This is a genomic window from Pseudomonas sp. 2(2015), assembly GCF_000955865.1.
GTDB lineage: Bacteria > Pseudomonadota > Gammaproteobacteria > Pseudomonadales > Pseudomonadaceae > Aquipseudomonas.
This window is the reverse complement of sequence record NZ_JYOF01000003.1, coordinates 67701-94262: the sequence shown is the minus strand read 5'-3', so window position 1 is coordinate 94262 and position 26562 is coordinate 67701. Positions and strand designations below refer to the sequence as shown.

Genomic DNA, 26562 nt, shown 5'->3' with positions numbered 1-26562 from the left:
GTGAGCATCTCTTCGGCGCTGCGGGCCTGTGGCCTGACCGTGCTGGGCTGTGGATCGCTGCTGGCTGGCGAACTGCCGCCGCCCCCGGCCAGCCTCGAGGCGGTCGCCGATGCGCCGTTGTTCCTGGAACTGCTGGTCAACCAGATGAGCAGCCCTGAACTGGTGGCGGTGCAGCAGCGCGCCGGGCGCCTGTACATGGCCACCGCCGACCTGCAGGCGGCTGGCATCGAGCTGCCCGGCGAGTACGGTGACGAAGTGGCGCTGGACAGCATCCCCGGCCTGCACAGCGACTACGACAGCCAGGGCCAGCGCCTGGTGCTGCAGGTGCCACCGGCCTGGTTGCCGACCCAGCGCATCGGCAGCCGCCAGTTGTACCCGGCCAGCGAAGCGCGCAGCAGTTTTGGCGCCTTGCTCAACTATGACCTGTACTTCAACGATACCGACGACGGTGGCCGCTACCTGGCGGCCTGGAACGAGCTGCGCCTGTTCGACAGCTGGGGCACGCTGTCGACCACCGGCCAGTGGCGTCAGTCCCTGGGCGGCAACGACTACGCCGACAGCCAGGAAGGCTTTCGCCGCTACGACACCACCTGGCGGTACACCGACGAGGCGCGCCTGCTGACCCTGGAAGTCGGCGACGTGCTCAGCGGCGCCTTGCCCTGGACCAGTTCGGTGCGCCTGGGCGGCCTGCAACTGTCGCGCGACTTTGCCGTGCGCCCGGACCTGGTCACCTATCCATTGCCGGCCTTCGCCGGGGAAGCGGCGGTGCCGTCCTCGGTGGATCTGTTCATCAACGGCTACAAAAGCTCCAGCGCCGATTTGCAGCCAGGCCCCTACACCCTGACCAACGTGCCGTTCATCAACGGCGCCGGCGAAGCGGTGGTGGTGACCACCGATGCCCTCGGCCGGCAGGTGTCGACCACCTTGCCGTTCTATGTCACCAGCAGCTTGTTGCAAAAAGGCCTGGCGGACTTCTCGCTGGCCGCCGGCAGCCTGCGCCGGGACTACGCGCTTCGCGACTTTGCCTATGGCCCGGGGGTGGCCGCCGCCAGTTTGCGCTACGGCCTGAGCGACAGCTTCACCCTCGAAAGCCACGCCGAGGCGGCCGAGTCCCTGGCCCTTGGCGGGCTGGGCGGCAACTGGCAGGTGGGCAACTGGGGCGTGGTCAATGCGGCGCTGAGCCAGAGCAGCTTCGACAGCCGCAGCGGCCAGCAACTGAGCGTCGGCTACCAGTACAATAGCCAGCGCCTGGGCTTCAATTACCAGCGCCTGCAACGGCGCGGCGACTATGCCGACCTGTCGCTGGTCGACAGCCCCTACACGCGCCTGAGCCAGCGCAGCGAACAGGTGACCATGAGCGTCAACCTCGAACGCTACGGCAGCCTCGGCGCCGGTTACTTCGATGTGCGCGCCGGTGACAACTCGCGCACCCGTTTGCTCAACCTCAGCTGGAGCAAGCCGTTGTGGCGCAACAGCAGCCTGTACCTGTCGGCCAACCGCGAAATCGGCGACAGCCAGTGGGCGGTGCAGGCGCAACTGGTGATTCCGTTCGACCTGCGCGGCACCCTGAGCTTTAGCGTTGAGCGCAACAAGGAGGGCCAGAACCAGCAACGGGTCAACTACAGCCGCGCGGTGCCCAGCGAAGGCGGCTTGGGCTTCAACCTCGGCTACGCCGATGGCGATCGCGAGGCTTACCGCCAGGCCGACGTCACCTGGCGCCTGCAGTCGGTGCAACTGCAGGCCGGTGCCTATGGCAGCAGCGACAGCATGACCCGCTGGGCCGATGCCAGCGGTTCGCTGGTGTGGATGGACGCCGGGTTGTTCGCCGCCAACCGTATCGACGATGCCTTCGTGGTGGTCAGCACCGAGGGTTTTGCCCAAGTGCCGGTACGCTACGAAAACCAGCTGGTCGGGCGCACCGACAAGAATGGCCACCTGCTGGTGCCCTGGAGTAGCGCCTACTACCGCGCCAAGTACGAGATCGACCCTATGGAACTGCCGGCCAACGTCCAGAGCCCGCAGGTCGAGCAGCGGGTGGCGGTGCGCCGGGGCAGCGGCTACCTGCTGGAATTCCCGCTGCAACGGGTGGTGGCGGCGAGCATTGTCCTGGTCGATGGCAACCACAAGGAGCTGCCGCTGGGCAGCCAGGTGCGCCATGAGCAGAGCGGGGCGCTGGCGGTGGTCGGCTGGGACGGGCTGGTGTACCTGGAAGGGCTGGCCGCGGACAACAGCCTGCAGGTGCAGATTGCCAATGGCGGCAGTTGCCGGGTGCAGTTCAAGCTGGCGCCCGAGCAGGACCAGGTGCCGCTGATCGGCCCGCTGGTGTGCCAATGAAGCGCCTGCTAACGCTGCTGGCCGTGCTCGCCAGCCCCCAGGTGCACGCGTTGTGCTCGGTGATCGATACCGCGCCGGCAAGCTTTGGCAGTGTCAGCTCGACCCTGGTGCGCACCACCGTGCAGTCGGCCTCGACCCTCAATGGCGGGCTGCAATGCACCGGCTCGCTGGTCAGCCTGCTGGCCAGCGACGATCACTTCTACGCCACTTTCACCCCACCGGCCGGCAGTACCGGCCTGCTCGGCCCCACGGGCGATGTGATCGGCTACACCCTGTACGCCAACAACACCAGCAACTACCCGATTGCCCGCAGCCTGCCTTACGACTTTGCCCGCAACGGCATCCTCGATGCCCTCGGCCTGCTCAACGGCACTACGCCCAAGTCGGTGCCGCTCTACCTCAAGAGCCTGAGCGGCAGCAACGTCGCCGCCGGCCTTTATCAGGAAGTCCTGACGGTGTACTGGAACATCAGCTACTGCTGGGGCATCGGCATCGGCAGCATCTGCCTGGGCCGGCAGAACCTCACCGGCACCACCAGCCTGACCGTGAGCCTGACGGTCACCAATGACTGCCAGATCACCAGCCCCAACATCAGCTTCGGTAGCGCGCCGGTGGTCGGCGGCTTCAGCACGGTCAACAGCAACGTCAATGTCTCCTGCACCAAGGGCAGCAACTACACCGTGGGCCTGGACGATGGCCAGAATGTCTCCGCCGGGCGCCGGCGGATGAAGTCGGCGGCCAACAACTATATGGCCTATGACATCTTCAAGAGCGCCGGCAGCGTGCGTTGGGGCAGCGTCACCACGGCCCGGCGGGCCAGCAGCGACGCCGATATCAACCCCGGTGTGGGCACCGGCACCGGCAGCCAGATCTTCAACTACAACGCCAAGGTCTACACCGACCAGGCCACACCGCCCGCCGGCACTTACCTGGACAACGTAATACTCGACGTGCAGTTCTGAGCCCGTGCGCCTTCGCTCAGCCACCAGTAACCCAGGGCCACGGCATTGAGTAGCGCGCCATAGGCACACACCAGCAGCCAGCCGCCCCAGGCATAGGCCAGGGTCGAGGTCAGCGCGCCAAAGGCACTGCCCACCGAGTAGAACAGCATGTAAGCAGCGGTCAGCCGGCTGTGGGTGGCTTCAGGCAGGCGGTAGATCAGGCTCTGGCTGGCGACGTGCACGGCCTGCAGGCCCAGGTCGAAGACCACCACGCCGAGCAGCAGCGCCCACAGCGAATATTCAGTCAGGGCGACGGCCGCCCAGGACGCCAGCATCAATAACAGCGAGCCGCCACTGACCCACTGGCTCAGGCCGCGATCCACCAGCGCCCCGGCCCGCGCCGCCGCCAGCGCACCTGCTGCGCCCGCCAGGCCGAACAGGCCCACTTCGCTGGTCGACAACGACAGCGGCGGGGCGCTCAGGGGCAACACCAGCGGCGTCCACAGCACCATCGCCGAGGCGAAGCTGAGCAGGGCCAGCACTGAGCGCCGGCGCAGCAGCGGTTCATCGCGCAGCAGCAACGCCAGTGAATGCAGCAGCTCGCGGTAACTGCCCGCCGCCTGCACCGGTTGTTGCCGAGGCAGCACGCGCCAGAGCAGGGCGGCAATCACCAGGGTCAAGGCCGCCGACAGCCAGTAGATCGAGCGCCAGCCGGCGAGGTCAGCCATGGCCCCGGACAAGGTACGCGCCAGCAGGATGCCGATGACGATGCCGCTGGTAATCACCCCCACCACATGACCGCGCTCGCTGGCCGCCGACAGCGTCGCGGCGTAGGCCACCAGCACCTGGGTGACCACCGCCAGCAGGCCGGTCAGGCCCATGCCCAGCAGCAGCCAGGGCGTGCTCGGCGCCCAGGCGATCAGCACCAGGGCCAGGGCCGAGAGCAGCGACTGGCCGACGATCAGCCGCCGGCGGTTGAGGCGATCGCCCAACGGCACCAGCAACAACAGGCCCAGGCCATAGCCGACCTGGGTCAGGGTCACCACCAGGCCGACCAGGCCGGGGTCGATGGCAAATTCCCGGGCCATGGCTTCGAGCAAGGGTTGCGCGTAGTAGACATTGCCAACCGCCAGGGCGCAGGCCACGGAGAACAGCAAGATGACGGCGGATGACATTCGGTGTTGGGGCTGCATGGGGTCGATCCTTCTGGTTGCATAATGAAACCAGTTGTACGCTAGAGAAACTGGTTTTATATTGCAACCACTTTCACTGGCGAGATTTCCCATGGTCCAACGTACCCGCCTGCAAGACGCCGAATGCCCGGTGGCGCGTTCCCTCGATGCCATTGGTGACTGGTGGTCGCTGCTGATCGTGCGTGATGCCTTCGATGGCCTGAAGCGCTTCAGTGAGTTCCAGCGCAACCTGGGCATGGCCAAGAACATCCTCAGCACCCGCCTGCGGCAACTGGTCGAGCACCAGATCTTCGAACTGGTGCCGGTGTCCGAGGGCAGCGCCTACCAGGAATACGTGCTCACCGAGAAAGGCCTGGGCCTGTTCCCGTTGATCGTCGGCTTGCGCCAATGGGGCGAGGCGTTCTACTTCGCCGAGGGCGAGGCCCATTCGCAACTGGTCGATCGCGAACACGGCAAACCGGTCCAGGCCCTGCAGCTGCGCGCCGCTGACGGCCGCCTGCTCGGCCCGCACGACTGCGTGCGCCTGCCGGCCCGGGGCTGAGCCTGGCAGCCAGCTACAACCTTCACGGCAGCCACGGGCAAGACGGCCATTGCCAGCGCGCGCAGAGTAGGACCACTGTCATCCTTCTGCTCGAGGTCTTTTGCCATGTCGCTCAACGACACGCTCAGTGCGCACCTGAATCGCGGCACGGTCGGCTTTCCCACCGCCCTTGCCAGTACCATCGGCCTGATCATGGCAAGCCCGGTGATCCTCACCGCGACCATGGGCTTCGGTATCGGCGGCAGTGCCTTCGCCGTGGCCATGCTGATCGCGGTGGTGATGATGCTGGCGCAGGCGACCACCTTTGCCGAGGCGGCGTCGATCCTGCCGACCACCGGCGCGGTGTACGACTACATCAACTGCGGCATGGGGCGCTTTTTCGCCATCACCGGCACGCTGTCGGCCTACCTGATCGTCCACGTCTTTGCCGGCACCGCCGAGACCATGCTGGCCGGGGTCATGGCCCTGGTCAACTTCGAGCACCTCAACACCCTGGCCGAATCGGCCGGTGGTTCGTGGCTGCTGGGTGTCGGCTTCGTGATCATCTTCGCCATCCTCAATGCCTTTGGCGTCAGCGCCTTCGGCAAGGCCGAGATCATCCTCACCTTCGGCATGTGGACCACGCTGATGGTCTTCGGCGTGCTCGGCCTGATGGCCGCGCCGGCGGTGGAGCTGGAGGGCTGGTTCGGCGTGTCGCTGGTCGGCACGGACCTGGTGACCATCCTCTCGCTGGTGGGCATGGCCATGTTCATGTTCGTCGGCTGCGAGTTCGTTACGCCGCTGGCGCCGGATTTGCGCCAGTCGGCGAAAAGCATGCCGCGGGCCATGGCCCTGGGTCTGCTGGGGGTGGCGACGTGCATGTTCATCTATGGCGCGGCGATGAAGCGCCAGGTCGACAACGTGCTGCTCGATGCCGCCAGCGGCGTGCACTTGCTCGACACGCCCATGGCCATCCCGCGCTTTGCCGAACAGGTGATGGGCGATATCGGCCCGCTGTGGCTGGGCATCGGCTTTCTGTTCGCCGGTGCGGCGACCATCAACACGCTGATGGCCGGGGTGCCGCGGATCCTCTACGGCATGGCCGTGGACGGCGCCTTGCCCAAGGTGTTCACCTACCTGCACCCGCGCTTTAAAACGCCGCTGCTGTGTATCCTCGTCGCCGCCTTGATTCCATGCCTGCACGCCCTGTGGCTGGGCGGCAACACCGACCGCATCATGCACCTGGTGCTGGCGGCGGTGTGCGCCTGGAGCACCGCGTACCTGCTGGTGACCCTGTCGGTGGTGATCCTGCGCATCCGTCGCCCGGACCTGCCACGGGCCTATCGCTCGCCATGGTTCCCGCTGCCGCAAATCCTCTCGAGCGTCGGTATTGTCCTGGGCATGTGGTTCATCACCCCGCCGGGCATGGACCCGGCCGACATCTACGTGCCCTTTGGCCTGATGCTGGCCGGCACCGCGGTGTATGCGCTGTTCTGGACGCTACTGGTGCAGAAGGTCAACCCGTTCAAGCCGGCTTCGGTGGAAGAGGTGCTGGCGCGCGAATTCGCTCATCAACCGGGGACTGCACATGGCTATTGCCCTGCGCCAACTGTGGCAAAGGCTGTCTGAACGGGCGCCGGCCGGCTATCGGCCGGGGCTGACCCTTGAAAAGCTGCAACGCAACCTCGGTCTGGACAGCTTCGAGGTGCTCGGCCCGGGCCTTGGTCGCTTCAACTGGGCCGGGCAGGCGGTGCAGGTGCGCGAGCGCTGCGAAGCGCAGTTGCTCATGCACCTGGTGCTGAGCGAATTCAGCCTGAGCCTGCCTGCCACAGGGCAGGGCAGCGCCCACCTTGAACTGCACCACAGCGGGTCGTTGCGCCGCAGCGGCCTGCGGGTTCAGCTGCGTCAGGGCGAGCCGGCGTTGCAGGCCGAACTGCAACGGCGCCTGCTGGCCGATAGCGCGTTGCTGCAGGCGCTGATGCCGCTGGACTTCAAGCGCCTGCGCCTGCACAGAAGCGACGGCCAATGGACCCTGACCCTCGAACACATCGGCGCCAGCGAGGTGGTCAACCGCCTGCCGGCCTTTCGTCGCTACATTCGCCTGAGCCCCGAACAATGCCAGCACCTGCTGGCAACCCTGCAAGGCGTGCCGGGGCTGCTGGCCGGGCTCTGAGCCGGCCATCTGGCATCAAACCTGCTTTCACTCTGGCTGCTTCACGCAAGTTGCGCGCACATAGATAACATGTTAACTATTGCCCAACAAAAACAAGATGCCATTGTGGAGGTACCCATGAGTATCCATCACGCCAGCAGCCCTGCGCTGGAACGCTGGAACGCAACGATGCAGAACATCTGCGGGGTGTACGAGACGGAACTGGCGTTCAACCCCTCGCTGTTCATCGGCGAGATTTCCACCTGGTCGCGCGGCGGCCTGGCCCTGGCCAACCTGCGTACCAACGCCGGGCTGATCCGCCGCAAGGGCCTGAACAGCGACCGCGACAACGACCAGCACTGCTTTCTGGTCAGCCAGCGCACCGGCTTCTCGCAGATCACCCAGAACGGCGTCAGCATCCAGCTGGCACCCGGCGAAATGCTCCTGATGGACGCCGCCGGTGCCTGCGAAATAATGCCCTTCGGCCTGATCGAGCACGCTTCGCTGTCGCTGTCGCGAGCCGAGGTGTGCAAGCAACTGGGCAGCGACAGCCGCACCTTCGGCAAGATCTCCCAGACCCGCGCCTGCGGGCGCATGCTGCACCTGCTGATGGACCAGCTGTGCAAAGAGCAAAGCGCCGGCGAAGACGAGCAGGGCGAAGGTCAGGCGCTACACAGCGCCTTCCTGTCGCTGCTCGGTTCGGCCCTTGAAGGCAGCGACGACCTCTGCGCGTTGCCGGCCTCATTGCAGGGCGCCAACCTGCGCAGTTATGTGCAAAAAGTCATCGATGACTCCCTCGGCCAGGCCAACCTGACCCCGGTCAACCTCGCCAACCGCCTGAACATTTCCGTGCGCCACCTCTACCGCCTGTTCGAAGAGCAGGGCGACAGCGTCTGCCGCTACATCCAGCGCGCGCGCCTCAAACGCAGCGCCGCCGACCTCGCCAACCCGGTGCTCAAGCGCGAGTCGATCACCACCATTGCCTACAAATGGGGCTTCACCGACTCGGCGCACTTCAGCCGCTCGTTCAAGAAGCAGTTCGAGCAGTCGCCCAAGGACTACCGCGCCAGCAGCCTGGCCTGATCAGCGTTTGATCGTTGCTGGCTTGACCGCAGGATGCGGTCTGTATAGGCTCGTCCGACCTGGCTACCTACCGATAGGTAGGTAGAGCGCCAAGCGCCAGCCAGGTCCCGTTTTTATCTGGAATCAAGCCTATGCACAGTGCAGCCTCCACGCCGACCGCCCGGGTCGGCTTCGCCATTTCCCTGGCCCTGATCGGCGCCCTCGGGCCCTCGGCGGTCGACATGTACCTGGCCAGCATGCCGAGCATCGCCAGCGAGTTCGCCACCTCCTATGCCGGGGTGCAACTGACCCTGACCGTGTTCCTCCTGGCCATGGGCGCCGGGCAGTTGTTGTTCGGGCCGTTGGTCGACACCCTCGGTCGGCGCCGGCCGTTGCTCGCCGGTTTGCTGGTGTTTGTCTTGAGCTCGCTGGCCGCCGCTGCCGCGCCCGACCTCAACAGCCTGCTGCTGGCGCGTTTCATCCAGGGCCTGGGTAGCGCCCTGACCCTGGTGGTGATCATGAGCATGGTCCGCGACGTTGCCGAAGGCGCGCGGGCGGCGCAGATCTTCGCCTTGCTGATGACCATCGAAGGCCTGGCGCCGGTGATCGCCCCGGCATTGGGCGGCTTTGTCGGTGCGCACTTTGGCTGGCGGGCGATCATGCTGGTGCTGGCGGCATTGGGCGTGCTGGTGCTGATCAACTCGGCGCTGATGCTCAAGGAAACCTTGCCCGAGGACAAACGCATGGCCTGGCAGCCTCGGGAATTCTTGCGCACCTACGTACGGATCGCCCGCGACCGCCAGTTCCTGCGCCCGGCCCTGGCCTTGTCGGCGGTGTTCTTCTTTCTGTTTGCCTACATCGGCGGGGCCGCTTTCGTTTACCAGCATCACTTCGGGCTGTCGGTCGAGGCGTTCGGCACCCTGTTCGGCGCCACCGGCGTGGCCATTCTGCTCGGCGCCATCACCGCGGGCCGCCTGGTGGCGCGCAAGGGCCTGGTGCGCCTGGCCCGCTGGGGCGCGGCGTGCATGCTGGTCGGCGCCGTGCTGGTGCTGGCCGGTGCGCTGAGTGCGGCGGGGCTGGTGGGTATCGTTGCCGGCATGGCGGTTGCCATGTTCGGCCTGGGCATTGCCGAGGCCACGCTGATGTCGCTGGTGATGTCTTCGCAGAGCACCGCGCTGGGCTCGACTGCGGCGTTGCTCGGTGCCTTCCAGTTGATCATTTCGTCGTTCGCCACGCCATTGTCGGGCATCATGGCGCCTTTGGGCGCGGCGCACTGGGCGTTGTTGCTCGGCCTTTCGGCGCTGTGCGTGGCGCTGCTGGTGCACATCAGCACCCGCCATGCCGAGCCGCAGGTGCACAGCCTGGCTGGGCATTGATCCGTATTTGTTGGGGGAGACACCGCTATGAGAAGCCTGACGCCGTCGGCGGAAAAGATCTGCGCGATTGCCGTCGAGCAGTTTGCCGAGCTGGGTTACGACGCCTCGTCGCTCAACGATATCGCCGCCGCGGCGGGCATGCGCAAGCCGTCGTTGTACGCGCATTTTGCCGGCAAGGACGACCTGTTCCAGGTGGTCTATGCCCGGGCCCTGCACGCCGAGCACGAGTACCTGGAGGCGTGCTTTGCCGAGCAGGTGCCGACCGGCGAGCTGCCGGGGCAACGTTTTGCCGAGCGCTTGAACGCGCGCTACCAGGCCTCGGCGCATTTGCGCTTCATGCTGCGCACGGCGTTCTTCCCGCCCAGTGAACTGCGGCCGGTGATCTGTGCCGGCTTCGAGGCCTACCTGGCAAGGTTGGGCGAGTTGTTTGCCCAGGCGTTGCGCACGTTCGCGCCGGGGCTGGAGGAGGGGCAGCAGCGCTTGTATGGCGATGCCTACCTGGGGATCGTCGACAGTTTGAATGTCGAGTTGATCTATGCGGGGGCGGAGGCGTTTGAGCGGCGGTTGGCGGCATTGTGGCGCTTGTTTGGGGAATCGTTGGCGAGGCTTTAGGGCCTCATCGCTGGCAAGCCAGCTCCCACAGGTTCGGTGCATGCAGTACTTGTGGGAGCTGGCTTGCCAGCGATGCTTTCAGTCAGACCACCGCAAAGTAATGCTTCACAAAGCTCTCGCTGAGAATCTCCCAGAGCACCGGCGTGCCCTTGGTCACGAACCAGCTGTCACCCACGTTGTAGGTGCGGCTCACACCCGTGGCTTCGTCGGTCAGGCGCACCTGGCCGGTGACTACCACGGCCTGTTCGTTGAACGGGTAGACCATGCGGAACTTGCCGGTGGTGGTGCCAAAGTAGGCGCTGCTGACCGGGTCGGTCGGTGCGCCGAAGGTCATTTTGCCGAAGGCGCGTACTTCGCCTTCGAGTATCTCCGAGCCCAGGTCGGCAACGGTGCCCCAGGCGTCGAGTTGGCTGAGCTGGAGGTTCGGGGTGACGGCAGTCAGGGTCATGGCAGTGTTCCTTGAGGGTTGAAAGCGTTAGGGCTTAGCGCCGGCCATTCCAGTAGCCGGACAGCTGGTGCCAGGATTTGCCGGCGGTCAGCAGCAGCGAGCGCAGTTGATCCTTGGCCGGGATGGTCGGGCGTGGCACCGAGCTGATCAGGTCATAGCGCGCCGAGCCTTCGCTCATGCCTTCGGCCAGGACCTTGCAGATGATGTGGCTGGGGGTGACGCCAAAACCGGAATAACCTTGCACGTAGAAAGCGTTGCGCCGACCGGGCAGGGTGCCGATCTGCGGGAACAGGTTGGGGCTGCAGGCCATCGGCCCGCCCCAGGCCAGGTCGATTTTCACGTCCTTGAGGTAGGGGAAAATCTTCAGCATCAGGTTGCGGTTCCAGGCCTTGAGATCACCCGGGATGTGTTCGACCAGCGGCGTGGCGGCACCAAACAGCAGGCGGTTCTCGTTGGTCACCCGGTAGTAATCGATCACCGGGCGGATGTCGCTGTAGGCCCCGCGAATCGGGCTGATGCGCTGGATCAGCTCGTCCGGCAGTGGCTCGGTCATCATCTGGAAAGCGTAGGTGTTGATGGTCGAGCGGTGCAGCTCCGGCTCCAGCTTGTTGAGGAAACTGTCGCAAGCCCACAGCAGCTTGCTGGCGGTCACCGAACCGCGCCCGGTGCGCACGCGGATGCGCTCGCCGTACTGCACCTGCAGCGCCGGGCTGTTCTCGAAAATGCGCACGCCGTGTTCGCTGAGCGCCTTGGCTTCACCGAGCAACAGGTTCAGCGAGTGCACATGGCCACCGCCCATGTGCAGCAAGGCGCTGCTGTAGGCGTCGGAGCCGATGATCTGCTTGACCTCGCTGCCACCGAGAAATCGGATCTCATGCTGGGAGTTGACCGACTTGAAGTCCTTTTCCCAGGCGCGCAGGGTTTTTTCCTGGCGGGCGTTGAAGCCCATGTAGCCATAGCCGTGGCAGAAGTCGGCGTCGATGGCGTACTTGGCGATGCGGTTCTTGATGATGTCGGCGCCCAGGTCACTGATCTCGAAGATCTGCCGCAGGCCATCGTCGCCGACGTGCTGCTTGATCTTCTCCAGGTCATGGCCGATGCCGGCCATGATCTGCCCGCCATTGCGCCCGGTGCCACCAAAGCCCAGGTAGCGGGCTTCGAGCACGACGATGTTGGTGATGCCTTTTTCCGCCAGCTCCAGGGCCGTGTTGATCCCGGAAAAGCCGCCGCCGATGATGACCACGTCGGCGTCCACGTCCTGTTCCAGGGTCGGGAAGCTCAGGTTGTATTTTTTGGTGGCGGTGTAGTAGGTCGGCGTTTCGATGTTGATCATGGCGCAGCCTGAAAAGTGAAGTACTGATGGGCTCTATTAAGGCCTTGCCCGGCGCCTGCGTCTTGACCCTGCGTGCCGCCGGGCTTGACTGCCGGTGCCAGGGCTGTGGCAAGGCGTTGATTTTGTTAAAGTGTTAACAAAGTAGCCTGATGATTAGCCTTCCCATGCCCCAGCCGCGCCCGTCGTTGACCCTGACCTTGTTGCAAGCCCGCGAAGCGGCCATGCGTTTTTTTCGCCCCTCGCTCAACCAGCACGGGCTCACCGAGCAGCAGTGGCGGGTGATCCGTATCCTGCGCCAACAGGGCGAAATGGAGATCTACCGCCTGGCGGAACTGGCCTGCATCCTCAAGCCGAGCATGACCGGGGTGCTGGTGCGCATGGAGGCGGCCGGCCTGGTCAGCCGGCGCAAGGCCGAACAGGACCAGCGCCGGGTGCTGGTCAACCTGGCGCCAAAGGGCGAGGAGATTTTTGCTTCGATGAGCCAGTGCATGGAGAGCAATTACCGGCGCATTCAGGAGCAGTTCGGCGAGCAGAAGCTGCAGGCGTTGCTGGGGTTGCTGGAGGAGTTGAAGCAGGTGGGGCGGTGACTGCATCGCTGGCAAGCCAGCTCCCACCGGACCTGTGTACAGAGGACCTTGTGGGAGCTGGCTTGCCAGCGATGAGGCCGGTACAGTCAATACACCGAGGGCCCAGATGACACGTGCACATCCCCCTTGAACTTACCCGCCAACCCCTGCAAGCCCTTCATCAACACCGTGGTATCGACCCCCACCGCGACGAAGCCTGCGCCCAGTTCCAGGTAGCGCCGCGCCAGGCCCTCATCGGCACTGAGAATCCCCGCCGCCTTGCCGGCCTTCTGGATCTGCACGATCGCCTGTTCAATCGCCGCCTGCACCTCGGGGTGCCCGGGGTTGCCGCGATAGCCCATGGAGGCACTCAAGTCCGCCGGGCCGATGAACACCCCGTCAACGCCCTCGACCGCTGCAATCGCCTCAAGGTTGCGCAGCCCTTCAAGGCTTTCGATCTGCACCAGCAGGCACATCTGCTCATCGGCCTGGTCGAGGTAGCCGGGGATGCTGTTCCAGCGCGAGGCCCGCGCCAGGGCGCTGCCGACGCCGCGCACGCCCTTGGGCGGGTAGTGCATGGCGCGCACCAGTTCGCGGGCCTGCCCGGCGCTTTCGACCATCGGCACCAGCAGGGTTTGTGCGCCGATATCCAGCACCTGCTTGATCAGCGCGGTGTCGCCGATCACCGGGCGGATGATCGCCTGGGCCGGGTAGGGGGCGATGGCCTGCAACTGGCCGAGCATGCCGCGCAGGTCGTTGGGCGCGTGTTCGCCGTCGATCAGCAGCCAGTCGAAACCGGCGTTGGCGGCAAGCTCGGCACAGTACGGCTCGGCCAGGCCAAGCCACAGGCCGATTTGCGCCTCGCCGCGTTGCAGGCGTTGTTTGAAGCGGTTGACGGGCATGTCCATGGGCAATTCCTCAAACGAAACGGCAGGCAATCGAACCGAGCATGTCGTAGTCGACATGGAAGGTATCGCCGGGGTTGGCCGCCACCGGGCGGGTGAAGGAGCCGCCGAGAATGATCTGCCCGGCTTCAAGGGTGACGTCGTACGGCGCCAGCTTGTTGGCCAGCCAGGCGACGCCCTTGGCCGGGTGGTTGAGCACCGCCGCCGAGACCCCGGACTCTTCGATCACGCCGTTGCGGTAGAGCACCGCCGGCACCTTGCGCAGGTCGATATCGCCCGGACGCACCGCGCGCCCGCCCATGACCACGCCGGCGTTGGCGGCGTTGTCGGAGATGGTGTCGAAGACCTTGCGGGTGGCCTGGGTCTGCGGGTCGATCTGCTGGATGCGCGCATCGATGATCTCCAGCGCCGGGATTACCCATTCAGTGGCGTCGAGTACGTCGAACAGGGTCACGTTCGGGCCCTTGAGCGGCTTGCCGAGGACGAACGCCAGCTCCACCTCGACCCGCGGCACGATAAAGCGCTCGAAGGGGATGTCGCTGCCTTCGTCGAAGAACATGTCATCGAGCAGCGCGCCGTAGTCCGGTTCGGTGATGTTCGATGACACCTGCATGGCCCGTGAGGTCAGGCCGATCTTGTGGCCGACCAGCTTGCGCCCGCCCTCGATTTTTTGTGCGACCCAGGCGCGCTGGATGGCGTAGGCGTCCTCGATGCTGATGCCCGGGTGCTCCAGGGAGAACTGCCGCACCTGTTCGCGGCTGCGTTCGGCGCGCTCGAGCTGGGCGGCGGCTTGCAGGATCTGGCTGTGGTCAAGCATGGCGAAATCTCTTACTGAGGGTTGACGATGGCAGCCTTGGTGCGCAGCACCAGCAAGCCGCCGAGGGTGATGAACATTGCCAGTACGTACAGGGCCAGGCTGGCGCTCTGGGTGGTGTCGCGCATCCAGCCGATCAGGTACGGGGCGAGGAACGAGGCGATGCTGCCGAACGAGCTGATCAGGGCGATACCGGCGGCCTGGGTGGTGTTCGACAGGAATGCCGGCGGCAGCTGCCAGAACATCGGCAAGGCAGCGCTGGCGCCCATGCCGGCGATGATCAGGCCGCCCAGCACCATCACCGGGTTGCCGGGTGCCAGGCCGGCCACGGCGATGCCGGTGGCCGACATCAGCAGCGGCACGCACAGGTGCCAGCGGCGTTCACGCTGACGGTCGGAGGAACGGCCACAGGCGATCATGAAGAAGCACCCGGCCAGGTACGGCACGGCGCTCAACAGCCCGACGCGGCCATCGCTGCCGATGCCGGCGCCGTGGATCAGGGTCGGCATCCAGAATGCCAAGGTGTTGACCGCCAGCATCACCGCAAAGTACACCGCCACCAGCAGCCAGACCTGGCTGTCACGCAGGATGCCGGCAAACGAGGTGATGGATTTGCGCTGCTCTTCCTGGTTCAGTTGCTCGCGCAGTTGCTGCTTTTCAGTGCCGTTCAGCCAGCTGACACTCTCGAAGCTGTCGGGCAGGCACTTGAGTACCACCAGGCCGAGCAACACCACCGGCGCGCCTTCGATCAGGAACATCCACTGCCAGCCACGCAGGCCGGCGGCGTCGTGGAACAGCTCGAGGATGCCGCCCGACAGCGGCCCGCCGACCACCCCGGCCATGGGCACGGCGATGGCGAACAGCGCGGTGATCTGCCCACGACGGCGGGCCGGGTACCAGCGGTTGAGGTAAACCAGGATGCCGGGGAAGAAGCCGGCTTCAGCGACGCCGAGCAAAAAGCGCAGGACATAGAAGCCCGAGGCCGATTCAACCCAGAGCATGCTGGTCGACAGCGTGCCCCAGACCACCATCAGGGTGGCGATCCAGCGCCGTGGGCCGACGCGGTCCAGGGCCATGTTGCTGGGTACGCCGAACAGCGCGTAGGCAATGAAGAACAGCCCGGCACCAAAGCCGTAGACCGTGTCGCTGAAGTGCAGGTCGCTGCTCATCTGCATCTTGGCAAAACCAATGTTGATGCGGTCCAGGTGAGCGAACAGGTAGCAAATCAGCAGCAGCGGCATCAGCCGCCAGGTGATCTTGCTGTGGGTCGAGTCATGTTGGGCAAGGGCAGCGTGTTGGGCAGTATTGGCTGTGCTCATGATCTTGTACTTTTTGTCAGAGGGCCGTTGGGGAGGGCGGGTGGCTGTGGTTCAGCCCGCCTGGTTTTGCAAAAAGGCGTGAACGTTGTTCTGTTTGAAGTTCAGCTGCGGGTGCAGCTCGATCATCTCGAACGACAGCGCCAGCAGGCGTTGGCTTTGCAGCTCGGCAAAGTGCGCGGTGATCACCGCGAACAGCGCCTCGGCGACCTCGGTGCGGGTTTGCAGATCGCGGCCGTGGCCGACCTTGAGGGTCATGTGGACGAAGGCGTAGTCGTGCTTGCCATCGGCCATGCGCCAGCTGTCCAGGCGCACGCCACGGCTGCGGATGCCGCCCAGGGGGAACACGCCGCTGGCGCCCAGGCTGGCGTGGACCTTGGCGAACAGGCCGGGCAGGTCGGCCTGTTGCTCGATGTTGTCGGTGTACTCAATGATGAAATGCGGCATGAAGATCTCCGTTTGAACGGCGGCAAGCGGCAAGCTACAAGCGCCAAGAGCGCGTGCTCTTCGCTTGCAGCTTGTGGCTTGAAGCTTGTGGCTGCTGCCTTCGCGCTACAGCGGGAAGATGGCGTTGATTTGCCCGGTGCCGGAGCTGCCGAACGGCTCGGTCAGGACCTCGACCGGCTTGTTGTAGTCGGCACCGCCAAGCAGGCCCAGGAGCATCGCCGTGTCGTGCATGCCGCCTTCGCCGTAGCAGTGGTTGGCGTAGTCCGGGAGCATCGCGCAGAACTCCTTGAAGCGGCCCTGCTTCCACAGCTCGACCACGCGCAGGTCCATCTGCTTGTCGAATTCGCGGGTCCAGTTGTGGATGTTGGCTTCGGCGTTGCGGTCATCGGAAAAACGGTGCGACAGCGAACCGGAGGCCAGCACCAGCACTTTGCGGTCGCTCTTTTCGATGGCCCGGCGCACCGCGGCGCCGAAGGCGAAGCTGTCTTCCAGGCGGTGCCAGGCGCACCAGGCGGCAATCGACACGACCTTGAACTTGTGCGCGTCGGGCACGTCCATGTGCATGTAGCGCATCGGCACCAGGGTGCCGTATTCAAGCTCAAGGCTTGGGATGTTGTGGGCCAGGGTGCGCACGTCGGCGGCGTTGGCTTCAAGGCCGATCAGCTCGCCCAGTTGCGGGCAGCCGGGGTACTCGAAGTCCATGTTCTTGATGAAGTGCGGCAGCTCGTTGCTGGTGTAGGTGCCCTTGAAGTGTTCGCCACAGTTAATGTGGTAGCCGCTGTTGACCAGCCAGTGGACGTCGAACACCACGGCGGTGTCGGCGCCCAGTTCGCGGGCGCGGCGGCCGATTTCCTTGTGCCCGGCGATCGCTGCCTCGCGGCAGCCATGGTGCTTGCCGGGCAGTTCGGACAGGTACATCGAGGGTACGTGGCAGACTTTGGCTGCCAGGACGACTTCGCCCATGATGGAACTCCTGGAAATTGTTGTTCTTGTGTGCTGTCAGTGCCATCGCTATCGCCGGCAAGCCGGCTCCCACAGGTATTGAGGCAGCCCTGTGGGAGCTGGCTTGCCAGCGATGACGTCAGACGCCCCAGCGCGGAATATGGTGACTGCCCATCGAGATACACACGTTCTTGATCTCGGCAAACACCTCGAAGCTGTACTGCCCGCCCTCACGGCCGGTGCCTGAACCCTTGACCCCGCCGAACGGCTGGCGCAGGTCGCGCACGTTCTGGCTGTTGATGAACACCATGCCGGCCTCGATGCCGCGGGCCAGACGATGCGCCTTGCCGATGTCCTGCGTCCAGATGTACGAGGCCAGGCCATACTCGGTGTCGTTGGCCAGTCGCAGCGCCTCGGCTTCGTCCTTGAAGGGGATCAAACACACCACCGGGCCGAAGATTTCTTCCTGGGCGATGCGCATGTTGTTGTTCACGTCGGCAAACACCGTCGGCTGAATGAACTGCCCGCGGGCCAGGTGCGCCGGCAGGTTGGCCGGGCGCTCAAGGCCGCCAGCGAGCAGGGTCGCGCCTTCTTCGATGCCGATCTTGATGTAACCGGTGACCTTGTCATAGTGGGCCTGAGTGATCATCGAGCCTACCTGGGTTTGCGGGTCTTGCGGGTCGCCGACGATCAGGCGCTTGGCCCGCGCGGCAAACTCGGCGACGAACTGCGGGTAGACGCTCTGCTGGATGAAGATACGGCTGCCGGCGGTGCAGCGCTCGCCATTGAGCGAGAAGATGGTGAACAGCGCCGCATCCAGGGCGCGCTCAAGGTCGGCGTCTTCAAAAATCAGCACCGGCGACTTGCCGCCCAGCTCCATGGAGTACTTCTTCAGGCCCGCAGTCTGCATGATCTTTTTGCCGGTGGCGGTGCCACCGGTAAAGGAGATGGCACGCACGTCGGGGTGGCGTACCAGGGCGTCGCCAGCGGTGGCGCCGTAGCCCTGGATGACGTTGAGCACGCCGTTGGGGATGCCGGCTTCCACCGCCAGGCGCCCCAGTTCGTTGGCGGTCAGCGGCGACAGTTCGCTCATCTTCAGCACTGCGGTGTTGCCCAGGGCCAGGCACGGCGCGGTCTTCCAGGTGGCGGTCATGAATGGCACGTTCCACGGCGACACCAGCCCGCACACGCCCACCGGCTGGTACAGGGTGTAGTTGAGCATCTGGTCGTCGACCGGGTAGGTATGGCCGTCCATGCGTGTGCAGACTTCGGCGAAAAAGTCGAAGTTATGCGAGGCCCGCGGGATCAGCACGTTCTTGGTCTGGTGGATCGGCAAACCGGTGTCGAGGGTTTCAAGCTCAGCCAGGTGCGGCACGTTCTGCTCGATCAGCTCGCCGAGCTTGCGCATCAGCCGCGCGCGCTCCTTGGCCGGGGTGTTGGCCCATTTCGGGAACGCCTCTTTCGCTGCCGCTACCGCCTGGGCCACTTCTTCGGCGCCGCCGCTGGCGACTTCGCCAATGGCCTCGCCGGTGGCCGGGTTGTAGTTGACGAACACGTCTTTGCTTTCGACCTCACGGCCGTTGATCCAGTGTTTGATCATGCTGCTCATGCCTCTTGGCGGTTGAGGGCGAAGAACTCGGCTTCGCTGACAATACGGTTGACCAGGCGCCCGACGCCTTCGACTTCGACCACCACTTCATCGCCCGGCACCACGTCGGCCAGGCCTTCAGGGGTGCCGGTGGCGATCATGTCGCCCGGCTGCAGGGTCATGAAGCTGGACAGGTATTCGATCAGGTAGGGGATGTCGAAAATCATGTCCTTGGTGCTGCCTTGCTGCTTGAGCTCACCGTTGATCCAGGTGCGCAAGGTCAGGTTGGAAGCATCCGGCACATCGGCGACATCGACGATCCACGGCCCGACCGGGGTGGTGGCGTCGCGGTTCTTCACCCGCAGGTTGGGCCGGTAGTAGTTCTCCAGGTAATCGCGAATCGCGTAGTCGTTGCACACCGTGTAGCCGGCCAGGTACTCCAGCGCATCCTCGCGCTTGACGTTGCGCGCAGGCTTGCCGATCACTGCCACCAGCTCGCACTCATAGTGCATGTAGGCGACGTTGTCCGGGCGCCAGCTGACCTGGTTGTGGCCGGTGTAGGTGCCCACCGATTTGACGAACGCCAGCGGTTCGGTGGGCGGCGTGAAGGCAAGCTCGGCGGCGTGGTCGGCGTAGTTCAGGCCCAGGGCGAACATATTGCCGGTGGCCGGTGGCAGCCACTCGACCTGCTGCTCGGCGAGCAAGCGGCCATCGGCCAGGCGCACGGCGTTGTCGGCCTCGACGGTGACGGCGTGGACTTCGCCCTGGTAACGGATACGTGCGTGTTTCATCAGCGCTTCTCCTGCGCGGCAACGATGCTGTTGGTCAGGCGTCCGAGGCCGCTGATCTCGACTTCAACCTGGTCCCCGGGCAGCACATCGACGCGGCCTTCGGGGGTGCCGGTAATCAGCACATCGCCTTCGTGCAGGGTCATGAATTCGCTGATCTCGGCGATCAGCTGGGCGACGCTGCGAACCATGTTGGCGGTGCTGTTGTGCTGGCGCAGGGCGCCGTTGACGAACAGCTTGATGCTCAGTTGCTGGGGGTCGGCGACCTGCGCGGCCGGCACCAGTTCAGGGCCCAGGGCGCAGAAACCGTCGCGGCACTTGGCCTTGACCGCCGGGCGGTAGTAGCTGTCTTCGGGCAGGCTGAATTCGTTGACGATGGTGTAGCCGGCGACATGGCTGAGGGCCTCGTCGACGCTGACCCGGGTGGCACGCTTGCCGATCACCACACCCAGGGCCGGGCCCGGTTGCAGGTGCTCGATGCCTTGCGGGTAGACCACCGGCTGGCCATGGCCATTGCGGGTGTTGGGGGTCTTGATGAACAGCACCGGCTTGACCGGTGGCTTTTGATAGGGCGGCTGTTCGAATTCGGCGAGACGCTGGTCAAGCAGGCCCTGGTAGTTCAGCGCAACGCCGAACAAGGTACCGCTGGCAGCATCGTGCAAGGCACGGCTCATGGGGTTCTCCTGGCTGGGGCAGGGGCAGGGTCCCTGCTCGAATAATTGTTAATGTGTTAACGTTATAATTAAGATGTTAACGAAATGCAAGCGGCTTGCTGCAGGAGTAAGCTGGCCGCATAACAACAAGCGTGAGCAGGGCCATGCGCGAGCAACAACCAATCCCCAACATCAACATCGGCCAGGTCTACGATCAGCGCTACAGCGATGCCGAGGTGCACTACGACAAGCTCGGCAACCTCGCCGGGTTTTTCGGCCGCAATATGCCGGTGCACCGCCATGACCGGTTTTTCCAGGTGCATTACGTCAAAAGCGGCACGGTGCGGGTGTACCTGGACGACCAGCAGTACGTCGAATCGGGGCCGATGTTTTTCCTTACGCCACCGACCATCCCGCATTCCTTCGTAACCGAACCCGATGCCGACGGCCATGTGCTGACCGTGCGCCAGCAACTGGTCTGGCAGCTACTTGAAGCCGATCCCGGGTTGGCGCCGGGGCCGCAGGTGGCGCCGGCCTGTGTGGCCTTGAGCGGCCTGGAACCAAGCTACGCCGCCGAGGCGCGGCGCCTGGCGCTGCTGTTCGATGAGCTGCACAGTGAAATCAACGCCAGCGCCGCCGGGCGCGGGGCGGCGCTGGAAAGCCTGACGCGGCTGATCATGACCAGCCTGCTGCGCCTGTGCGCGCGCTCGCTGCCGGCGCGGCAAACCCGTCATGAAGACTTGCAGGTGTTTCATCGTTTCAATGAACTGATCGAGGCCCACTACCTTGAGCACTGGCCGCTGGCGCGCTATGCCCAGGGCATCGGCGTCACCGAAGCGCGGCTCAACGAAGTGTGCCGGCGCATCGCCGACCTGCCGTCCAAGCGCCTGATTCTCGAACGCCTGATGCAGGAAGCACGGCGCCTGCTGCTGTACACCGGCAGCTCGGCCAACGAGATCTGCTACCGCCTGGGCTTCAAAGACCCGGCGTACTTCAGCCGGTTCTTTTTGCGCTATGCGCAGCTGACGCCGGGGGAGTACCGTCAGCGTCAGGCTGGATTGCGCTAGGCCTGGCCGCGCAGCCAGAGGTTGTCGAAACGCCAGGTGCTGAACAGTGTCTGCTCGGCTGCGGCGCCGCCGACCTGGCGCGAAAACGCATCGAGCAGATTCACATAGCCCCAGATCAGCAAGCCGCCGCGCTCATACTGAATCTGCTGGGCCTGGTGCACCAGCGCGCTGCGCTTGGCCAGGTCCGGCTGGGCCATGGCCTGGAGGAACAGTTCGCTGAACTGCGGGTCGTTGAAGTGGGTCTTGTTGGCCACGGCGAAGGGCGCATCGATGTGCATGGCACTGGCCAGGAACGGCGCGCCGATGGTGCCGCCGGTGCTCAGTTGCCACTGGTCGTGCTGCGGGCCGTCGAAGGTGGCCTGGTCGACCTGGCGCACCTTGAGGTTCACACCGATGGCCTTGGCCTGTTCGGCGAACACCAGCGCCGAGGCCAGGGCCGGGCCGCTGGTGGTCACCAGCTCGACTTGCAACTGCTCGTAGCCGGCTTCGCGCAGCAATTGCGCCGCCCGTTGCGGGTCATGGGGGCGCGGGCCGAGGCTGTGGTTGAAGGTCGGGTCATCAGGTGCGTACAGGTCGTTGGCCACCCGGCCCTGGCCGTTCAAGGCACGGCGTACCAGCTCCGGGCGGTCGGCGAGCAGGCGAAAGGCTTCGCGCACCTTGGGGTTGTCGAACGGCGGTTTGCTGGTGTTCATCTCGAACGACAACCAGTTGCCGCTGACCGAAGTCACCAGTTGCAGGCGCGGGTCGCGTTCGATGATCTGCAACTGCTCGCTGGGCAGGCCGTTGGCCATGTCGATCTGCCCGGCGCGCAGGGCCGCGAGGCGCGAGACCTGGTCCTTGAAGTCGATGATCTCCAGCTCGTCGGCGTAGGGTTTGCCGTCCTTGTAGTAGTTCTCGAAGCGGCTGAACACCGAGCGCTGGCCGGGGCTGAAGCTTTTCAACTTGTACGGCCCGGCACCCACCGGGTTGGTCACCGGGTGGTAATCGACCGGGACGATGCCGCCGAAGTTGACCCAGGTTTCCGCCAGCGGCAGGTAGCTGCGCCCGTCCTTGAAGCGGATGCGCACGGTGCGCGCGTCGAGCTTTTCCAGGTTGTCGCGATCGACCCAGTGCAGCAGCGCGGCATAGGGCGAGGCCAGTTGCGGGTCGGTCAGGCGGCGAATGGAAAAGATCAGGTCGTCGGCATCGATGCTCTTGCCGTTGTGAAACTCCAGGCCCTGGCGCAGGCGCACGGTCCAGCTGCTGGCGTCGGCGCTGGCCTCGGCTTCTTCGGCCAGGGCCAGGCGCGGCTGCATCTGCTCGTCCCATTCCCACAGCTTGCTGTACAGGGCAAAGCCGCGGACGATGCCGCTGCCGATCGGCTTGTGGGCATCGAGGTTGCCGACCTGACCGCCGGCCAGCACGCCCAGGCGCAGGCGCCCGCCATGGTGCGGCTGGTCGCTGGCCGGGCTGCTGGCGGCCGGTGCGTCAGGGCCGCAGCCGCTGAGCAGCAGGCCGCCGCCCAGCGCCAGGCTGTAGCCGAGAAAGCGTCGGCGCTGCTGATCGAAAAGGTCCATGGCTTCAGGCTCCTGCTGCACGCAGGGCTGGCGCCTGGGTGTCGATGCGCTTGAGCGGCGCGCGCTCGCCGCGAAAGTGCGCAAGGATGTGCTCGCCCAGGCGGTAGGCTTCTTCCAGGTGTGGGTAGCCGGCGAGGAAGAACAAGTCGATGCCCAGCGCGTTGTACTCGCGAATCCGCGCCACCACGTTCTCATAGCTGCCGACCAGCGCCAGGCCCGGCGGAATGCCGATATAGCCGAAGCCGGCCCAGACGTTGGGGTAGATGAAAAAGTCGTCGAACGGCCGGGTTTCGTCCTTGGCCGCGTACTCGTTTTCGTAACTGAGCTTGCGCGCGGTGCGCAGCCCGGCATGGGCGGCCACAGCCTTGACCGCACCCTTGGCCACGCCTTCGTCGAAAAAGCGCTTGGCCTCGGCCAAAGCTTGGGCTTCGGTCTCGCGGGTAATCACATCGATCGACAGGCCGAAGCGGATATGGCTGCGGCCATGCTTGAGCGCGCGCTCGCGAATGTCGGCGATCAGCGCGCGGATCTCGTCCGGGTGCTCGGCGCGCATCAGGTAGAAGTCGGCGTGGCGGGCGGCGAATTCCCGCGCGGCGATCGACGAGCCGGCGGTGCAGATCAGCGGCAACTCGGCCTTTTTCTGCGGGCCGCGCAGGCCGCCACCTTCGGCCTTGTAGAAGCGCCCCTGGTAGTGGAAGTTCTCTGAGTGCCAGTAACCCTTGACCACGTCCATGAACTCGGTGGCGCGCTCGTAACGTTCATCGTGGTCGCTGAAGTCGCCGACCTGGCGCTGCACGCTATCCGAGCCGCCATTGATGATGTTCCACACCAGGCGGTTGCCGCTGGCGCGCTGGTAGGTCGCCGCTTGCTGCACCGCGACCCAGGGCGTGTAGTGGAAGGGCTGGAAGGCGGTGACGTAGCTCAACGTGCGGGTTTCGCGGGCCAGCAGCGAGCACACTGTCCAGGGCTCTTCGCCGGACGGCGCGTTGACCATCAGCGCGCCACCGAAGCCGTTGATTTCGGCGGCGCGGGCGATCTGCCCGAGGTAGTCGATGTAGGTGAAGTGATCACCCACGGCAAAGTTCGACACGGCGCCGGTGCTGTCGCCGCCGGCATGCCAGTCGCCGCGGTTGCGCGGATCGCCGGGGAGGAACTGGGTTTCGCCGTGCAAGGGCAGGCGGGTGAAGAATTCAATGCTCACGGTCAGCGTCCTTATTGCACGGTGGGGTTGCAGAGGGGGGCGATGGGTTGGTCGTTGAACACCTTGCGGGCAAACGGCAGCGAGTCCTTGAGCGAGGCGTTGACCGTCTCGCTGTGGCCCAGCCCCTTGTACAGGTGGCCTTCGACGATCGAGCCGGTCTTGCAGGCGTCCTGCATCAGCGCCACCTGGGTGGCAGCCGCCGGGGTCTTGTCTTCGGCGCCGGTGCCGATGAAGATCGGCTGGGCGAGTTTCAGGGTCGGGTAGGAGACTTGCGCCAGCCACGGCTTGAGCTGCTCGCCGTTGTTGGCCTTGCGGGTGTTGGCCGGGGTCAGGCCGGTGCCGAGCACATCGGCCACCAGCGACGACAGGCAAGTGCTGCGCGCCTGTTCGAACAGCGGCAGGGCCTTGTCGGTGTAGAAGTCGCGTGGGTCGATGCTCGGGTCGTACTGCTGCGCCGCCAGCAGGGTGTAGAAACCGTAGGCCAGCGAGGCGTCGACCTTGTCCTGGTCCTGTTCGCCGACGTTCTTGGCGCCGACGGTGTAGATCACCCCGGTGCCGACGCTGCCCTTCAGGCCCAGGTCCGGGGCATAGGTGGGCGCATAGGCGGCCGAGGCGAAGGCGCCGGCGCCGCCCTGGGACTGGCCGACCACCAGCACCTTGTTGGCCAGCCCCGGCACCCCGGCGATCACCGCGCGGGCGGCATCGAGGATGCCGTAGGCGGCCATGCGGTTGTTCAGCAGCGGATGGCCGCCGGGCACGCCCAGGCCCTGGTAGTCGGTGGCGACGATGGCGTAGCCCTCGTTGAGCCAGCGCGTCAGGTACTGCACGTCGCGGTACGAGCGCCCGGCCCAGGACGGCGCGCAGATATCCGCCACGCCCACCGTGCCATGGCCCCAGGTCACTACTGGCCAGCCGCCTGCCGGCGCCTGGCCTTTGGGAATGAACAGCGCGCCGGAGACCGCCACCGGGGTCTTGCCGTCGATGCCGTCGGTAGAGCTGTAGAGAATGCGCAGTTGCGAGGCGGCGCCAGGCAGGCTCAGGGTCTTTTCCAGCGGTTCGCTGCGCAGCAGTTTGCCCGGTTTGCCAGGGATCGCCTGGCTCCAGCTGTAGAACGCCGAGACCCGGCCATCGCCTTGCAGCGGGTCGGGCTTTGGCGCGAAGGTTTCTGCGGCCACGGCGCTGAGCGACAGGGCCAAAAGGCTCAGGCCAAAGGCGAAGGTTTTTTCCAGTTTCATCGAGAGGTCCTTGCACGGTGCGTTTGCCAGGCCTGAGCGAAATGCGTGCCAGGGCGCTGCAGGGCCCGGTTTTGCGGGGCCGAAATGCCTTCAAGGGCAATCCTGGCGGCGCGTCGATGCTGGCTGGCAGCCACGGGTTGCTGGGCGACTGCTGCTGTGGCAGCAGCGTCAAGTTCATATCTCTAATTGGAATATATAAATACTAATTAATAATTATTTGTTCTAATTTGTTTCGGGCACTATGGCCCTGCGCTTTCACTGCCAGGAATGCACCATGTCGCTGATAACCCATCCCCACGCCCGGGAATTGACCAAATCCGTACGCGCCACCGTTCTGGTGTTCAAGGACCCGCGCTCCCAGGAACTGCTCAGCCGCATCGAACGCCTGGCGCCGAGTGAAGCCAACACCCTGATCATCGGCGAGACCGGCACCGGCAAGGAGCTGGTCGCCCGCCATATCCATCAACTCAGCCGCCGCGGGCGCGAGCCGTTCGTGGCGGTCAACTGCGGCGCCTTCGCCGAAACCCTGGTCGAGAGCGAACTGTTCGGCCACGAGAAGGGCGCCTTTACCGGTGCCACCAACAGCAAGGCCGGTTGGTTCGAAGCGGCCAATGGCGGCACGCTGTTCCTCGATGAAATCGGCGACCTGCCGTTGAACATGCAGGTGAAATTACTGCGCGTGCTGCAGGAGCGCGAAGTGGTGCGCCTCGGTTCGCGCACACCGATCCCGATCAACGTGCGCCTGGTGGCGGCGACCAACGTCAACCTTGCCGATGCGGTGGTGGCCGGGCATTTTCGTGAAGACCTGTTCTACCGCCTGCACGTGGCAACCATCCGCCTGCCGCCGCTGCGCGAACGGCCTGGGGATATCCTGCCGCTGGCTGAGTTTTTCCTTGAAGAGCACTGCCAGCGCCTGGGTTACAGCCGCGCCAGCCTGAGCCTGGAAAGCGAACGCAAGCTGCTCTCGCACAGCTGGCCGGGCAACATCCGCGAGCTGGAAAACGCCATTCACCATGCGCTGCTGGTGTGCCGGCAACAAGTGGTGCAGCCGGCCGACCTGCACCTGGTGGACATGCGCTCGGTGGGCATCCGCCAGGAAGAACACAGCCAGCCGCTGCGCATCGCCAGCGAGCCGCCAAGCCTTGAAGCGGCGCTGACGGCGCTGTTCGAGCAGAACATCCCGGACTTGTACGAGCATATCGAGGAGACGGTGTTTCGTACCGCGTACCGCTTCTGCCATGGCAACCAGTTGCAGACCGGGCGCTTGCTGAATATCAGCCGCAACATCGTGCGGGCGCGGCTGGAGAAAATTGGTGAGTTGAAGCGCGCGGACGGTGTCGCCCTTTAGGGCCTCATCGCGGGGCAAGCCCGCTCCCACAGGGTCCGGTGCATACAGTCCCTGTGGGAGCTGGCTTGCCAGCGATGAGGTCAGCGCAATTCGAGCATCTGATCCGTATAAATACCGCCAACCTGAATCTGTAACTCAGTACACCCAAAAGCCATAGTAACGGCC

General features: G+C 65.0%; 25 protein-coding genes. 11 read left to right on the top strand and 14 right to left on the bottom strand.

Going from position 1 to position 26562, the window contains the following annotated elements:
* The first annotated feature begins 6 nt into the window (after positions 1-6).
* Positions 7-2334: a fimbria/pilus outer membrane usher protein gene (locus UB48_RS03245; protein ID WP_230090969.1), complete on the top strand. Its 2328-nt coding sequence runs from the start codon at positions 7-9 to the stop codon at positions 2332-2334.
* Complete coding sequence (locus tag UB48_RS03240) at positions 2331-3296, top strand: spore coat U domain-containing protein (protein ID WP_045194055.1); 966 nt, start codon at positions 2331-2333, stop codon at positions 3294-3296. The genes UB48_RS03245 and UB48_RS03240 overlap by 4 nt, the downstream gene beginning before the upstream one ends.
* Here UB48_RS03240 and UB48_RS03235 read toward each other — a convergent pair.
* Positions 3260-4468, bottom strand: a complete 1209-nt coding sequence (locus UB48_RS03235; protein ID WP_045194054.1) for an MFS transporter — start codon at positions 4466-4468, stop codon at positions 3260-3262. The two genes, UB48_RS03240 and UB48_RS03235, sit on opposite strands and share 37 nt — an antisense overlap.
* Positions 4469-4559: 91 nt before the next feature.
* Between UB48_RS03235 and UB48_RS03230 the strand changes: the two genes are divergently transcribed.
* The 6 genes from UB48_RS03230 to UB48_RS03205 all read left to right on the top strand — a co-directional run bounded on the left by UB48_RS03230 (position 4560) and on the right by UB48_RS03205 (position 10190).
* Complete coding sequence (locus UB48_RS03230) at positions 4560-5009, top strand: helix-turn-helix domain-containing protein (RefSeq protein ID WP_045194053.1); 450 nt, start codon at positions 4560-4562, stop codon at positions 5007-5009.
* Between the two features lie 105 nt (positions 5010-5114).
* The gene (locus UB48_RS03225) at positions 5115-6617 is read left to right on the top strand and encodes an APC family permease (protein ID WP_045194052.1); all 1503 of its coding nucleotides are present in this window, start codon (positions 5115-5117) and stop codon (positions 6615-6617) included.
* On the top strand, positions 6577-7161 hold the full coding sequence (locus UB48_RS03220; protein WP_045194051.1) for a DUF3156 family protein: 585 nt from the start codon (positions 6577-6579) through the stop codon (positions 7159-7161). The genes UB48_RS03225 and UB48_RS03220 overlap by 41 nt, the downstream gene beginning before the upstream one ends.
* A gap of 117 nt (positions 7162-7278) precedes the next feature.
* Positions 7279-8223 (top strand): transcriptional regulator FeaR, encoded by a 945-nt coding sequence (gene feaR, locus UB48_RS03215; RefSeq protein WP_045194050.1) that lies wholly within the window; start codon positions 7279-7281, stop codon positions 8221-8223.
* A gap of 131 nt (positions 8224-8354) precedes the next feature.
* Positions 8355-9578, top strand: coding sequence for a multidrug effflux MFS transporter (locus UB48_RS03210; protein ID WP_045194049.1), 1224 nt, complete (start codon positions 8355-8357; stop codon positions 9576-9578).
* 27 nt (positions 9579-9605) lie between these two features.
* Positions 9606-10190: a TetR/AcrR family transcriptional regulator gene (locus tag UB48_RS03205; RefSeq protein ID WP_045194048.1), complete on the top strand. Its 585-nt coding sequence runs from the start codon at positions 9606-9608 to the stop codon at positions 10188-10190.
* 82 nt (positions 10191-10272) lie between these two features.
* Here the strand turns inward: UB48_RS03205 and UB48_RS03200 are convergent, their stop codons facing one another.
* Both UB48_RS03200 and UB48_RS03195 read right to left on the bottom strand, forming a co-directional pair.
* Entirely contained in the window at positions 10273-10638 is a 366-nt protein-coding gene (locus UB48_RS03200; protein WP_045194047.1) for a cupin domain-containing protein, read from the bottom strand.
* A gap of 34 nt (positions 10639-10672) precedes the next feature.
* Complete coding sequence (locus tag UB48_RS03195; RefSeq protein WP_045194046.1) at positions 10673-11971, bottom strand: FAD-binding oxidoreductase; 1299 nt, start codon at positions 11969-11971, stop codon at positions 10673-10675.
* A gap of 164 nt (positions 11972-12135) precedes the next feature.
* On the opposite strand from UB48_RS03195, the gene hpaR reads away from it, so the two are divergent.
* Complete coding sequence (gene hpaR, locus UB48_RS03190) at positions 12136-12558, top strand: homoprotocatechuate degradation operon regulator HpaR (RefSeq protein ID WP_045194045.1); 423 nt, start codon at positions 12136-12138, stop codon at positions 12556-12558.
* 86 nt (positions 12559-12644) lie between these two features.
* Here the strand turns inward: hpaR and hpaI are convergent, their stop codons facing one another.
* From hpaI to UB48_RS03150, 8 genes are all read right to left on the bottom strand, one after another.
* Entirely contained in the window at positions 12645-13445 is an 801-nt protein-coding gene (gene hpaI / locus UB48_RS03185; protein ID WP_045194044.1) for a 4-hydroxy-2-oxoheptanedioate aldolase, read from the bottom strand.
* Positions 13446-13455: 10 nt separating this feature from the next.
* A complete protein-coding gene (hpaH, locus tag UB48_RS03180) occupies positions 13456-14259 on the bottom strand; it encodes a 2-oxo-hept-4-ene-1,7-dioate hydratase (protein WP_045194043.1) in 804 nt (267 codons plus the stop codon).
* Between the two features lie 11 nt (positions 14260-14270).
* Complete coding sequence (locus UB48_RS03175; RefSeq protein ID WP_045194042.1) at positions 14271-15575, bottom strand: MFS transporter; 1305 nt, start codon at positions 15573-15575, stop codon at positions 14271-14273.
* A gap of 51 nt (positions 15576-15626) precedes the next feature.
* Entirely contained in the window at positions 15627-16019 is a 393-nt protein-coding gene (locus UB48_RS03170) for a 5-carboxymethyl-2-hydroxymuconate Delta-isomerase (protein WP_045194041.1), read from the bottom strand.
* Positions 16020-16124: 105 nt separating this feature from the next.
* Complete coding sequence (hpaD, locus tag UB48_RS03165) at positions 16125-16982, bottom strand: 3,4-dihydroxyphenylacetate 2,3-dioxygenase (RefSeq protein WP_045194040.1); 858 nt, start codon at positions 16980-16982, stop codon at positions 16125-16127.
* Between the two features lie 118 nt (positions 16983-17100).
* Positions 17101-18561 (bottom strand): 5-carboxymethyl-2-hydroxymuconate semialdehyde dehydrogenase, encoded by a 1461-nt coding sequence (hpaE, locus tag UB48_RS03160; protein WP_045195632.1) that lies wholly within the window; start codon positions 18559-18561, stop codon positions 17101-17103.
* A 5-nt stretch (positions 18562-18566) separates the two neighbouring features.
* Positions 18567-19340, bottom strand: a complete 774-nt coding sequence (locus UB48_RS03155; RefSeq protein ID WP_045194039.1) for a fumarylacetoacetate hydrolase family protein — start codon at positions 19338-19340, stop codon at positions 18567-18569.
* Positions 19340-20011 (bottom strand): fumarylacetoacetate hydrolase family protein, encoded by a 672-nt coding sequence (locus UB48_RS03150; RefSeq protein WP_045194038.1) that lies wholly within the window; start codon positions 20009-20011, stop codon positions 19340-19342. The genes UB48_RS03155 and UB48_RS03150 overlap by 1 nt, the downstream gene beginning before the upstream one ends.
* A gap of 143 nt (positions 20012-20154) precedes the next feature.
* On the opposite strand from UB48_RS03150, the gene hpaA reads away from it, so the two are divergent.
* A complete protein-coding gene (hpaA, locus tag UB48_RS03145) occupies positions 20155-21057 on the top strand; it encodes a 4-hydroxyphenylacetate catabolism regulatory protein HpaA (RefSeq protein ID WP_045194037.1) in 903 nt (300 codons plus the stop codon).
* Here hpaA and UB48_RS03140 read toward each other — a convergent pair.
* Genes UB48_RS03140 through UB48_RS03130 form a run of 3 tightly spaced genes read right to left on the bottom strand, consistent with a single transcriptional unit; the run spans position 21054 to position 25049 of the window.
* On the bottom strand, positions 21054-22613 hold the full coding sequence (locus tag UB48_RS03140; RefSeq protein WP_045194036.1) for an ABC transporter substrate-binding protein: 1560 nt from the start codon (positions 22611-22613) through the stop codon (positions 21054-21056). The genes hpaA and UB48_RS03140 overlap by 4 nt on opposite strands.
* A gap of 4 nt (positions 22614-22617) precedes the next feature.
* On the bottom strand, positions 22618-23814 hold the full coding sequence (locus UB48_RS03135; RefSeq protein WP_045194035.1) for an LLM class flavin-dependent oxidoreductase: 1197 nt from the start codon (positions 23812-23814) through the stop codon (positions 22618-22620).
* An 11-nt stretch (positions 23815-23825) separates the two neighbouring features.
* Entirely contained in the window at positions 23826-25049 is a 1224-nt protein-coding gene (locus UB48_RS03130; protein ID WP_045194034.1) for a lipase family protein, read from the bottom strand.
* A gap of 274 nt (positions 25050-25323) precedes the next feature.
* Here UB48_RS03130 and UB48_RS03125 point away from each other — a divergent pair, with 274 nt between their 5' ends.
* Positions 25324-26397: a sigma-54-dependent Fis family transcriptional regulator gene (locus UB48_RS03125; RefSeq protein WP_045194033.1), complete on the top strand. Its 1074-nt coding sequence runs from the start codon at positions 25324-25326 to the stop codon at positions 26395-26397.
* Positions 26398-26562 lie beyond the last annotated feature (165 nt).